The sequence below is a fragment of the Bifidobacterium sp. W8104 genome (assembly GCF_016100735.1).
GTDB classification, from domain to species: Bacteria; Actinomycetota; Actinomycetes; order Actinomycetales; family Bifidobacteriaceae; genus Bombiscardovia; species Bombiscardovia choladohabitans.
In genome coordinates, this window is the sequence record NZ_JACFRW010000001.1 from 1,831,155 (window position 1) to 1,843,848 (window position 12,694).

10 protein-coding genes and 1 tRNA gene are annotated in these 12,694 nt (G+C 62.0%); 10 read left to right on the forward strand and 1 reads right to left on the reverse strand.

Going from position 1 to position 12,694, the window contains the following annotated elements:
* Nucleotides 1–39: 39 nt before the first annotated feature.
* The 4 genes from coaE to pyk all read left to right on the forward strand — a co-directional run bounded on the left by coaE (nt 40) and on the right by pyk (nt 5,567).
* Nucleotides 40–687, forward strand: a complete 648-nt coding sequence (gene coaE / locus H3U89_RS07215; protein ID WP_232345587.1) for a dephospho-CoA kinase — start codon at nt 40–42, stop codon at nt 685–687.
* A 38-nt stretch (nt 688–725) separates the two neighbouring features.
* Nucleotides 726–2,837, forward strand: a complete 2,112-nt coding sequence (gene uvrB / locus H3U89_RS07220; protein ID WP_198179836.1) for an excinuclease ABC subunit UvrB — start codon at nt 726–728, stop codon at nt 2,835–2,837.
* Between the two features lie 174 nt (nt 2,838–3,011).
* Nucleotides 3,012–4,013 carry a TerC family protein gene (locus H3U89_RS07225; RefSeq protein ID WP_045935466.1) on the forward strand — a complete coding sequence of 334 codons (1,002 nt, stop codon included), beginning with the start codon at nt 3,012–3,014 and terminating at the stop codon, nt 4,011–4,013.
* 111 nt (nt 4,014–4,124) lie between these two features.
* On the forward strand, nt 4,125–5,567 hold the full coding sequence (gene pyk, locus H3U89_RS07230; protein WP_045935465.1) for a pyruvate kinase: 1,443 nt from the start codon (nt 4,125–4,127) through the stop codon (nt 5,565–5,567).
* Between the two features lie 152 nt (nt 5,568–5,719).
* On the opposite strand, the gene H3U89_RS07235 is transcribed toward pyk, so the two are convergent.
* The gene (locus H3U89_RS07235) at nt 5,720–6,313 is read right to left on the reverse strand and encodes an NUDIX domain-containing protein (protein WP_154313024.1); all 594 of its coding nucleotides are present in this window, start codon (nt 6,311–6,313) and stop codon (nt 5,720–5,722) included.
* A gap of 121 nt (nt 6,314–6,434) precedes the next feature.
* On the opposite strand from H3U89_RS07235, the gene H3U89_RS07240 reads away from it, so the two are divergent.
* The 6 genes from H3U89_RS07240 (at nt 6,435) to H3U89_RS07265 (ending at nt 12,634) form a co-directional block, all read left to right on the forward strand.
* A tRNA-Leu gene (locus H3U89_RS07240) sits at nt 6,435–6,508 on the forward strand.
* Nucleotides 6,509–6,557: 49 nt separating this feature from the next.
* Entirely contained in the window at nt 6,558–7,205 is a 648-nt protein-coding gene (locus H3U89_RS07245; protein ID WP_110413020.1) for an ANTAR domain-containing response regulator, read from the forward strand.
* A gap of 7 nt (nt 7,206–7,212) precedes the next feature.
* The gene (polA, locus tag H3U89_RS07250; protein WP_198179834.1) at nt 7,213–10,107 is read left to right on the forward strand and encodes a DNA polymerase I; all 2,895 of its coding nucleotides are present in this window, start codon (nt 7,213–7,215) and stop codon (nt 10,105–10,107) included.
* Nucleotides 10,108–10,155: 48 nt separating this feature from the next.
* A complete protein-coding gene (locus H3U89_RS07255) occupies nt 10,156–11,073 on the forward strand; it encodes a Nif3-like dinuclear metal center hexameric protein (protein WP_232345589.1) in 918 nt (305 codons plus the stop codon).
* A gap of 35 nt (nt 11,074–11,108) precedes the next feature.
* Nucleotides 11,109–11,792 (forward strand): NUDIX hydrolase, encoded by a 684-nt coding sequence (locus H3U89_RS07260; protein WP_198179832.1) that lies wholly within the window; start codon nt 11,109–11,111, stop codon nt 11,790–11,792.
* A 128-nt stretch (nt 11,793–11,920) separates the two neighbouring features.
* Entirely contained in the window at nt 11,921–12,634 is a 714-nt protein-coding gene (locus H3U89_RS07265; RefSeq protein WP_198179830.1) for a TetR/AcrR family transcriptional regulator, read from the forward strand.
* The last annotated feature ends 60 nt before the right edge of the window (nt 12,635–12,694 follow it).

Here is a 12,694-nt window from a genome sequence, read left to right on the forward strand (position 1 = left end):
GGTCGGGCCCCTCCATTTGTATCTGCTGCCATAAGGTATATGCGGGAGGTCGGGATGATACGTGTGGGATTGACCGGCGGAATAGCGGCTGGCAAGAGCACGGTGGCGGCTCGGCTGGCCCAGGACGGGGCCAGGGTCATCGACTACGACCGGCTCTCCCATGAGGTCATCGCCCCGGGCGGACCCGGCGTGGGACCGGTCCTGGAGCGCTTCGGTTCGGACTGCGGGGACGGTCATGGTGGTGTGGACAGGTCAGCCTTGGCGGCAAGGGTCTTCGGCGGGCCGACGGCCGACCGGGATCGCAGGGACCTGGACGAGATCATCCATCCGCTGGTCTATGACCTGGCTTCCAAGGCCGAGCAGCCCTGGCTGGACGGTTCCGATGTGGTGGTCCATGAGGTGCCTCTGCTGACCGAGGTGGGATCAGCCATACCGTTTCATTTCGACAGGGTCCTGGTGGTGGAGGCCCCCAGCCAGGTGAGGATTGCGCGTATGGTGAATCAGCGGCATATGACTGGAAGCCAGGCTGTTGAGCGCATCGGTTCCCAGACCAGCAGCAGTTCGCGACGCGCCCAGGCCGATCTGCTGGTGGACGGGTCCCAGCCTATCGAACAAATGTTCGAGTCTGTTGATAGAATATATGAAGAGTTAAAGGCCTTGGCCAAGGGATCCTCGCGCAGCGACTGACGGGCCTTGGTGAATGACGCATCCTGGAAGGGAGTTTCATGGGGTTCAACATTGAGCGGACCAATAAGCCCTTCGTGGTCAAGTCTCCCTACAAGCCCTCCGGCGACCAGCCAGAGGCCATCGAGGAATTGGCCACGCGGATCGAGAACGGCGAGAACGACGTGGTGCTCATGGGCGCCACCGGCACCGGCAAGACCGCGACCACGGCCTGGCTGATCGAGCGCCTGCAGCGGCCCACCCTGATTCTGGAGCCCAACAAGACCCTGGCCGCCCAGCTCTGCGCCGAGTTCCGCGAGCTCATGCCCGACAATGCGGTCTCCTACTTCGTCTCCTACTACGACTATTACCAGCCTGAGGCCTACATTCCCCAGACGGATACCTATATCGAGAAGGACTCCAACATCAACGACGACGTGGAGCGGCTCCGTCACGCCGCAACGGCTAATCTGCTTACCAGGCGCGACTGCGTGGTGGTGGCCACCGTCTCCTGCATCTACGGCTTGGGCACGCCCGAGGAGTACGCCGGGCGCATGCTCTTCCTGCACGAGGGGGACCGGATCAACCGGGACGACCTGCTGCGCAAGTTCGTGGACATGCAGTACAAGCGCAACGACATCGCCTTCACCCGAGGCACCTTCCGCGTGCGCGGCGACACGGTCGAGATCATCCCCGTCTATGAGGAGCTGGCCGTTCGCATCGAATTCTTCGGCGACGAGATCGACCGCATCTCCACCCTGCACCCGCTGACCGGGGACGAGATAGCCCACGAAACCTCAGTGCATATTTTCCCCGCCTCCCACTATGTGGCCGGTCCCGAGCGGATGGAGCGCGCCCTGAAGACCATCAAGGAGGAGCTGGACTGGCGTGTGGGCCAGCTGCGCAAGCAGGGCAAGGAGCTGGAGGCCCAGAGGCTGACCATGCGCACCACCTACGACCTGGAGATGCTCACCCAGATCGGCACCTGCTCCGGAGTGGAGAACTACTCCCGCCACTTCGACGGGCGCGAGCCCGGGACGCCGCCCCACACCCTGCTGGATTTCTTCCCCGACGACTTCCTGCTGGTCATCGACGAGTCCCATGTGACCGTTCCCCAGATCGGAGCCATGTACGAGGGGGATGCCAGCCGCAAGCGGACCCTGGTCGAGCACGGCTTCCGTCTGCCCTCGGCCATGGACAACCGTCCGCTGAAGTGGCCCGAATTTCTGGACAAGGTGGGCCAGACCGTCTATCTGTCGGCAACGCCGGGCGACTATGAGATGGGTCTGTCAGACGGGGTGGTGGAACAGGTCATCCGCCCCACCGGTCTGCTGGATCCCGAGGTGGAGGTCAGGCCTGTCAAGGGGCAGGTGGACGACCTCCTGGACGAGATCAAGGCCAGGGTGGCCCGTCACGAGCGGGTCCTGGTGACCACGCTGACCAAGAAGATGGCCGAGGACCTGACCGACTACCTGCTGGAGCGCGACATCAAGGTGGAGTACCTGCACTCTGATGTGGACACACTGCGGCGTGTGGAGCTCCTGCGGGAGCTGCGCGAGGGCAAGATCGACGTCATCGTGGGCATCAACCTCCTGCGTGAAGGGCTGGACCTGCCCGAGGTCTCCCTGGTGGCCATACTGGATGCGGACAAGGAGGGCTTCCTGCGTTCCTACCGTTCCCTGATCCAGACCATCGGCCGTGCCGCCAGGAACGTGTCCGGCAAGGTCATCATGTATGCCGACGAGGTCACCGACTCCATGGACAAGGCCATCAGCGAGACCAACCGTCGCCGGGCCAAGCAGATCGCCTACAACAAGGAACACGGCGTGGATCCCAAGCCGTTGATCAAGAAGATCAGCGACGTCAACGACATGCTGGCCAAGGAGGATGTGGACACACAGACCCTGCTGGCGGGCGGCTACCGCAACGCCAACAAGGCCGGCAACTCCCACCTGGGCGTGCCCCTCTACGACAAGGAGGAGGCCGACAAGCGGCATCAGGAGATCCTCCAGGCCGGTCTGCCGGCGCAGGACCTCGCCGACCTGATCCGTCAGCTGAGCGACCAGATGCACACGGCTGCGCAACAGCTGCAGTTCGAGCTCGCAGCCCGCCTGCGCGACGAAATCAAGGATCTGAAGAAGGAACTGAGACAGATGACCGAGGCCAAAAAGTAAGTTTGCTCCTTGGTCCGGAGATCTTGACCAGTGGCCTGCCCCGGCTATGCTTAGGGCCTGTGATGCCAGGCGAGAGCATCACAGGCCCGATCCGCTGACCGCTCTCTGTGAGGATGTTCTGACATGCGGAGGGGCAGATGAGCACGTCATATCTTGCCGCTAAAGTCAGGTGATATGTCCGAGACACCTCTGCCGTTCATGGTTGTGAGCCTGGTTGTGCTGGCCGTTTTCTTCGTGGTTGATCTTCTGGTCATCGGGCGGCGGCCGCACGTCCCTTCGACCGGCGAATGCGTGAGGCACATCGGCTTCTTTGTGGTCATGGCCCTGATTTTCGGGGCGCTGATCTGGAAGGTGGCCGGATCTAAGCCGGCCATCGAGTTCTACTCGGGCTGGCTGACCGAGTACTCGCTCAGCATCGACAACCTCTTTGTCTTCGTCATCATCATGGGCAATTTCGCCGTGCCCCTGCGGCTTCAGCGCTATGTGCTCAGCGTCGGCATCACCATCGCCCTGCTGCTGCGCGGGGTCTTCATCCTGGCCGGAACGGCGCTGATCACCCGCTTCACCTGGGTCTTCTTCATCTTCGGCTTCTTCCTGCTCTATACCGCCTGGAACATGGTCTCCAGCCGAGGCAAGCAGGAGGAGTACCACGAGAACGGGCTGATCAGGGTCCTGCGCCGGGTCATCCCCATCACCAGCCACTACGACGGTGAGCGCCTGCGGACCACCTTCGAGGGCAAGCGCTACTTCACGCCCATGCTGGTGGTCTTTCTGGCCATCGGCACCACCGATGTCATGTTCGCCTTTGACTCCATTCCGGCCATCTTCGGACTGACCAAGGATCCCTTCATCGTCTTCACCTCCAACGTCTTCGCCCTGTTGGGCCTTCAGCAGCTCTACTTCCTGCTGGGATCCCTGCTGGACAAGCTGGAGTATCTGCCCCTGGGGCTGGCCGTGGTCCTGGCCTTCATCGGGGTCAAGCTGATCATGGAGGCTCTGCACGGCAACACGCTGCCCTTCATCAACGGCGGGCGGCCCCTGGAAGCAGTGCCGGAAATACCGACCTGGGCATCTCTGCTGGTCATCGTTTTGGCCGTGGGCATCGCGGCCCTGGCTTCAGTGCTCAAGAGCCGCCATATGTCCTCTGCAGCTGCTCCCCAGGGAGCAAAGCAATAAGGGAAGCCTTGAAGCACAAGGGTTGTTAGCGCTAACGGTAAATACTGGTTCCCAGCGGCCTGAGTCTGTACAATGGAACGGTAAGTAAGAAAAAGAACAGGCAGGTAGCATATGCGCAAAGCCAAGATCGTCGATACCATCGGGCCGGCTTCGGAGTCGCTGGAAAACATCACCAAGCTGGTCAAGGCCGGCATGGATGTGGCCAGGCTCAACCGGTCCCACGGCACCCCCGAAGATCACCTCAAGGTTTACAACAACGTGCGTCAGGCCAGCAAGGAGACTGGGCGCAACGTGGCGGCCCTGGTCGATCTGCAGGGTCCCAAGATTCGTTGCGGTTGGTTCAAGAAGAACGAGCAGGGCGAAGACAAGGTCATCCTCAAGGAGGGCCAGGAGTTCACCATCACCACCGACGATGTCGAGGGTGACGAGCACATGACCTCCACCACCTTCAAAGGCCTGCCCGGGGACTGCCACCCCGGCGATCCCATCCTGATCGATGACGGCAAGGTCCGTCTGGAGGTCACCAAGGTCGAGGGCAACCAGGTCCACACCAAGGTGGTCGTGGCCGGCCCGGTCTCCTCCCACAAGGGCATCAACCTGCCCGGTGTGGCCGTGAGCCTGCCGGCACTGACCCCCAAGGACGAGGAGGACCTGCGCTGGGGCATCCGCACCGGCGCCGACATCATCGCCATGTCCTTCGTCCGCTTCGCCACTGACATCGACCGCGCCCATGAGATCATGGACGAGGAGGGTCGCCGCATTCCCATCGTGGCCAAGATCGAGAAGCCCCAGGCGGTTGAGAACCTGGAGGAGATTGTGAAGGCCTTCGACGGCATCATGGTGGCCCGTGGTGACATGGCCGTGGAGATGCCCTTCGAGCAGGTCCCCCTGGTGACCAAGCGCTGCATCGAACTGGCCCGTCAGTATGCCAAGCCGGTCATCGTCGCCACCGAGGTCCTGGGCTCCATGGTTCATTCGCCCATCCCCAGCCGCGCCGAGGCCTCCGACTGCGCCAACGCCGTCCTGGACGGTGCCGATGCCACCATGACCTCCAACGAGACCGCCGTGGGCGACTACCCCGACACCACGGTCTCCACCATGGCCCGGATTTCCGAGTACGCCACCACCCACGGGTTCGACCGCATCCCGGATATGCACGACCTGGACATGTCCAACTCCGGTGCCGTCTCCTCCGCCGCTGTGGATTTGGCCGACAAGATCAACGCCAAGGCCATCGTGGCCTTTACCCAGACCGGCAACACCGTGCACCGCGTCTCCCGTGAGCGTCCGGCCGCCCCCATCTATGCGCTGACCACCGATGAGCACACCTATCATTGGCTGGCCCTGAGCTGGGGCACCGAGGCTTTCATGTGCGAGCAGGACTACCACGACTTCAACCGTGCAGGCCTAATGGCCTTCGTGGACGCCACCCTGAAGAAGCAGGGCAAGGTCTCCGACGGCGACTGCCTGGTGGTGCTGAGCAGCGCCCAGGGCGAGTATGAGCCAGGAAACACCGACTGCATCTACGTGCACACGGTTGGCGCCAACGACTGATTCTCCGGCATGCCGCCTGGCTGTCGACTGAGTCAGCCAGGCGGGTGGCCGTCAGGTTCATTCGGTACTGATAGAGCAAGAAACCGGTGGTCTTTCCCCCGCCCGCCAAGGTAGGGGAGAGGCCACCGGTTCGTCGTGCGGGGGTTCCTGCATCAGTGCAGGTCCGACAGTCCGATTTTCGCCCGCAGGATGGCGATGGTGGTTTTTGCATCCAGTATGGTTCCTGCGATCACCATGTCGTAGGCCTCGTCCACGGTGAAGAGTCGCACATTCTGGTGGGGGGTCTCCGGTGCCAGGCTGGCAGGCTGGACCGGGGTCAGGCCCTCGGCATAGAAGAGGGTGGTGTGCTGCGTGGAGAAGCTGGGGGTGTTGATGAACCTGGCGAACTGGTTGAAGGAGGCGGCCTTGTATCCGGCCTCCTCGCGCAGTCGTCTGGTGGCTACATCGATGGGGGCTTCCTTGTCGTTGAGCGGATGGCCGGCCGGCAGCTCAAGGGTCCAACGGTGGGTGGGCAGACGGTACTGCTCGACCAGGGGTATCCTTCCGTCGTCGGTGATGGCCAGGACGGCGATGGTATCCCCATGCTTCTCGCTGACGATGCTGCGGTCGAAGGTCTGACTGTCGCTGGATTCAAAGGTGACCCTGTCGACGCTGAAGTAGTGGCTGTCCATAATTTGCTTGCGGGCCTTCTCCTGGACGGGGGAGGTGCGCCAAGGATCGAACCGCCGATAGATCTGAGTGGTCATCATGCTCTCCTTCGACTGCTGATGTGCCTGTATACATAACTGTCTTCATTCTAAGGCAGATTCAACACGAATAACCTTGCGTCGTCGCCAAAGTATGGTAGATTCTCTGTGGTAATGAAAAGCCCCCGTATCCCAATTGGCAGAGGAAACGGCCTCAAAATCCGTGCAGTGTGAGTTCGAGTCTCACCGGGGGCACGATAAAGCGAACCCCATCCGTCCCTCATCGGCTTTCGGTGAGGATCGGATGGACTTTCAGGAAACGAGGTTGAAAGTGGCTTCAGAGAGTAAGAACCGCAGCGATTCACCCGAGGGGCGGACCGTGGTTGTGGCGGAGGATGAGGCTTTGATCAGGCTCGATACCGTCGAAGCTCTCGAGGATGCCGGCTATGACGTGGTCGGCCAGGCGGCCAGCGGCCAGGAGGCCATTGATCTGACCCGCGAGCTGAGGCCCGATGTAGTCGTTATGGATGTGAAGATGCCCGGCACCGACGGCATTACCGCCGCCACTGAGATCGGCAAGGAGAATCTGGCTCCGGTGGTTATGCTGACGGCGTTCTCCCAGCAGAGCCTGGTCGAGAAGGCGGCTGATGCAGGAGCCATGGCCTACGTGGTCAAGCCCTTCGCTCCGGAAAAGCTGCTGCCGGCCCTTGAGGTGGCCATTTCCCGCTTCGATCAGATCAACGCCCTGAAGGACGAGGTCACCGACATGAAGGCCCGTTTCGAGGCCCGCAAGCGGGTGGACCGAGCCAAGGGCCTGCTCATGGAGAACATGGGGATGACCGAGTCCGAGGCCTTCCGCTGGATCCAGAAGACCTCCATGGATCGTAGGCTGACCATGCAGGAGGTGGCCGACGTGGTCATCAACAACGTGGCCAACCAGAACGACCGTTAGCCCGCCTATGGAAGACCAGACGAAGAAGCAGGACAAGGACGACCGCACCTTGTTGGTCGTCGATGGACATTCGCTGGCCTTCCGGGCCTTCTATGCCCTTCCCGTCGAGAGTTTCACCACCTCGACAGGGCAGCCCACCAACGCAGTATGGGGCTTTGCCACCATGTTGGCGGATGTCATGGCCAAGGAGAAGCCCACTCATATGGGCGTGGCCTTTGACGTCAAAGGCGGCACCTTCCGCAACGCCATGCTGCCCCAGTACAAGGGCACGCGTGAGGCCGCGCCAAAGGAACTGCTGAGCCAGCTGCCCCTGATCCAGGACCTGCTCAAGGGTCTGGGCATCACCTATATCGAAAAGCCGGGCTACGAGGGTGATGACATCATCGGGACGCTGGCCACCATGGGCGAGCAGGCTGGGTTCAAGACCCTGGTCCTGTCCGGGGACAGGGATGCATTCCAGCTGGTGGACGACGACATCACGGTGCTCTACCCCGGCCACCACTTCAAGAACCTCAAGCACATGACGCCCCAGGCCATCATGGATCGCTACAAGGTGACCCCGCAGCAGTACCCGGATCTGGCCGCCATGCGCGGCGAGGGAGCCGACAACATCCCTGGTGTACCGGGCGTGGGCGACGGTTATGCCGCCAAGTGGATCAATAAGTATGGATCGCTGGATTCCATTCTGGAGCACGCCGACGAGATCGGCGGCAAGAAGGGCCAGGCCCTGGCGGAGAACGCCGACCAGGTCCGGCTCAACCGGAAGGTCAACGCCCTGGTGCGCGACCTGGATCTGGGCGTGAAGGTGGAGGATCTGCGTTTCGGCACCATCCACACGGATCAGGTCCTGCCCATCTTCGAGCAGCTGCAGTTCGGCCCGCAGACCCGTAAGAAAATCCTGCGCGGATTCAACACGGTAGCCGATTACGATTACTCTCCAGCCTCGGCACTGGTCGATGTAAGCAACAAGCAGGAGGAGTTCACCCAGCCCGAGCGTGATAAGGCGGAGTCGGCCGACCAGCTGCGGGACTGGTGCGAGAAGCATCTGCCGGATAAGGCCCTTTGCCGACAGTCGGCGGACCATGTCAAGGCCATGGCCGATTCCCTGGATAACGTCAAGGACATCGGCGATACCGACCAGAATGCCATGCGCTGCAGCGAGGCCATGAAGGAGCACTGGGTTCTCCACGCCATCGGCTGGGCCAAGCACGGTGACTATGGCCTGGAGGAGCTGGCCATTCTCTCCATGGATGGCCACGGTCTGGTCTTCATGGCGGAAGACATTGACGAAGACATGCGTGCGGCCATCCAGGAGCTGATCGACCAGCGGATCGGGACCTGTGTGGTCCATGGCTACAAGGAGCATCTGCACTTCCTGGAAAGCCAGGGGCTGCACATGCCCCTGCCCCTGTTCGACACCAAGCTGGCAGGCTATCTGGCTGAGCCTGATTTCCATGCCGACAATCTGGAACAGGCCGTAGCCCACTTCCTGGCCATCCCCGTAGAGGAGGAGCCAGAGGCCACACAGGGGGCCCTGGCCCTGGACGGGCGAGAGGATGAGGACGAACGTCGGCGGGGGACCCGGATTCTTCGCCAGGCCCAGTACGTCATGATGGTCTCCGAGCGTCTGCAGGAGCTTATGGACGAGCGCCACCAGTACGGCCTGCTGCGCACCATAGAGCTGCCCACCTCCGCAGTCCTGGCGCAGATGGAGACCGAGGGCGCCAAGGTGGATGATGCCCGTCTCAAGGAGATGCACGACAGGTTCGCCGCTGAGGCCCGCCAGGCTCAGGAAATCGCCTGGGACAGGGCCGGCAGCCGTGTCAATTTGCAGAGCCCCAAGCAACTGAGCAAGGTGCTCTTCGATGACATGGGCCTGGTGCCCACCCACAGGACCAAGACCGGGTCCTATTCGACCAACGTCTCGGTCCTGCAGGACCTCTACATCAAATCGGTCAACAACGAGCGTGCCAACGACTTCCTGGGCGCCCTGCTCAAACACAGGGAGACCAACAAGCTCAAGCAGATCGTGCAGACCCTGCGCGAGGCCGTCAACCCCCGGGATGGGCGGCTGCACACCACCTACGAGCAGACCGTGGCCGCCACTGGCCGGTTGAGCTCGGTCGATCCCAACCTGCAGAACATCCCCAACAGGGATGCCCGGGGCCGCGAGATTCGTTCGGCCTTCGTGCCCGGCAGCGGGTATGAGGCGCTGCTCTCCTCGGACTACTCACAGGTGGAGTTGCGGATCATGGCCCATCTTTCCGGGGACCAGGCCCTGATCGACGCCTTCAAGTCGGGCGCCGACTTCCATCGGTACGTGGCCAGCCTGGTCTACGACATCCCCATGGAGGAGGTCACCGGGGACCAGCGTTCCCACGTGAAGGCCATGAGCTACGGCCTGGCCTATGGTCTGAGCACCTACGGCTTGGCCCAGCAACTCAAGATCAGCCCGGCTGCGGCTGACGTGCTGCGCGCCAAGTACTTCGCCACCTTCGGTAAGGTCCATGAGTACCTGGAGTCCCTGGTGGCCGATGCCCGGGAGAAGGGCTACACCGAGACCATGTTCGGGCGGCGGCGCTACTTCCCTGGGCTGCGCTCCAAGCGTCGTCCCACCCGCGAGGCCGCCGAGAGGGCCGCCCTCAACGCGCCCATCCAGGGATCGGCTGCGGACATCATGAAGATCGCCATGATCAAGGCCAGCCGTGCCTTGTCCGACCAGGGGCTGAAGAGCCGCATCTCCCTGCAGATCCACGATGAACTGCTGGTGGAAATAGCTCCCGGAGAGACCGACAAGGCCACCAAACTGGTCAAGGATTCCATGGAACATGCCGTTGAATTGGCCGTGCCCCTGGACGTGTCCACCGGCATCGGCCAGGACTGGGAGCTGGCTGCTCACTGACCTGACATGGAGTGGCCTGGGACCAGCAGGATCCGAGGAGGGATCGTCATGTCTGACCGACAGGATGAGGTTCAGGGGCGTTCAGTGCCCCTGGGCCAGGTGGTGGATCTGCTGGAGGGGCTCTACCCTCTGGACTACGCGGAGGACTGGGATCATCCGGGTCTGGTGGCGGGGGATCCGTCCTGGCCGGTCAGACGGATCTGGTGCGCTGTGGACCCTCGGCCCGATGTGGTTCAGGAGGCTCTGGATCACAAGGCCGACCTGCTGATCACCCATCATCCGCTCTTCTTCAGGTCAGTCCACCAGGTCTCCGGCCTGGACTTCCGCGGGGATATGATAACCAGGCTGATCGAGGGCCACTGCGGGCTCTGGGTGGGGCATACCAACGCTGATGCCGCCTACCGTGGCGTGGCCCAGGCGGCTGCCGATGCCCTGGACCTGCAGGATGCGAGACCGTTGGCTCCTCAGCCGGTCTCCAGGCGCGACCTGCATGCCGATCAGGGGATTCAGGTAGGCCTGGGTCGTTGGGGAAGGCTTCCCAAGCCCACGCCTTTTGAGGATTTGGTCCATACTGTGGCGGGCCTCCTGCCCAGGACGGCTCTGGGTGTTCAGGCGGTCGGTCCGTCCGAGGCCATGGTCTCCACAGTCGCCCTGCTTCCCGGCTCAGGGGACTCCGAATTCGACCTGGTCCGGTCCACGGGGGCCGACGTCTACATCACCAGCGATCTGCGCCATCACCCTGCCACGGACGCCTACCAACAGGCCCTCTATGAGGCCAGGATGGCCGGTCGGCCCAATCAGCCCAGACCCATGCTGATCAACACCCCGCATTCCGCCATCGAGAGTCTCTGGTTCCGCTACGCCAAGGGGGATATTGCCAGGGCCTTGGAGACGGCTACCGGTGTTCGTCCACAGGTGGAGGTCTCATCCATCGTCACCGATCCCTGGATCATGGTGGTGCGCTGACTGCCGAGGGTTGGTGGTTGAGGAGGAATGATTGCATGAGCGACGAAGCGCAGGATCTGCAGGCACGATTGGCCGCCAGACTGGATGGCCGCGATGGTCAGGGACCCAAGGGTATCGATATGACCCGCGCCCCCGAGCTGGTGGATGACAGGGAGGTCTTCCGGGGTCCGATATTCGTTATTGACCAGCAGCAGGTGGCCATGTTCCGGCGTGATGGTTCCAAGGAAACCATCGACCGGCAGCTTATCCGTCACGCCCCCTGTGTGGTCATGCTGGTGCACGACTGCGCTTCCGATGCCTATCTGCTGACCCGCGAGTACCGGGTGGGCGCCCAGGCCTACGTATTCGGCCTGCCAGCCGGCTTCATCGACCCGGGGGAGAGCCCGGTCAAGGCCGTCCTGCGCGAGCTGCGTGAGGAGACCGGTCTGGTGCCCGGGCCTGAGGGTGCGCCGGGCTCAGAAAGCCACCTGGATCCGGAGGACGGTTGGATCGATGCTGCTCCCGATGTCTACTCCTCTCTGGGGATGAGCGACGAGCTCGGCCACATCGTGGTCATGCATCTGCGTCGCTGGCATCAGGGGCCCACCGACTTTGACCCGGGTGAGCATATCCAGTCGGCCTGGGTCTCCTGGCAGGAGCTTTGTGCAGCTGGAGTCGCAGATGCCAAGGCTGTGGTGGCCATTCAGCATGAGGCCATCCGTCGCCTGCAGAAGGATTAAGGTCCCTGGCATCAACGCCTGTGATTGGGCGAGTAGAACATACCGGTGGTATGATAGGTTCTTGTCAGAAAAGATGGTCAGGTCAGAATGATCAGGCATTGTTGCGCTGACAGGAAGAGGAGCACTGCATGGGCACGCCGAAGGATCCCGAAGGACATCGCAATCAGATCCTCGATGTAGCCCAGCGGCTCTTCCTGGAAAAGGGCTACGACGGAACCAGCATCCAGGACATCGTCGACGGCCTGGGCGGCATGACCAAGGGGGCGGTCTACTACCATTTCCCCTCCAAGACGGCTATTTTCCACGCAGTTACCGAGCGTATGGCCTCGTCCTCCTCCCAGGGAGACTGGCTGGGGGACTGGCCTGGCGAGACCGGGTTGGAGAAGCTGCGAAATGAGCTTATCGCCTCCCTGTCGGCATACTCGCGTCTCGATGTCACCTTTTCAGCCAGAACCCTGTTGAAGAGCCCCCGTATGGTCGGGGAGATGTACCTGAAATCCATGGACAGGATTGTGGACGTGATCACCCCCTACGTTCGAGAAGGCGTGGAGGACGGCTCCATTGCCCCTTGCAATCCCGAGGATCTGGCCCAGGTGCTCTATATCCTGCTCAACATGTGGATAGGGATCCGGTTCTCGACCATGACCCGGGACCAAGTAGTTTCCAAGTTCACTCTGTTGGCCGATATGCTCAAGGGAATAGGGGCGCCTGTCGTCGATGATCGGGTTATTCGTGCGGCTGTGCATTTGCACGCACATCTGAAGAGCAATCCTTTGACTGCCACCAGCGGGGAGTCCACGCAAGAGGAATCTGACAAGAATCAGGATCAAGGGGTCTCTTAGAGCCGATAGATATCTTAAGGCCAAGAGGGCTTAGTCTACTAGCAAGATTCGGGCACTCAA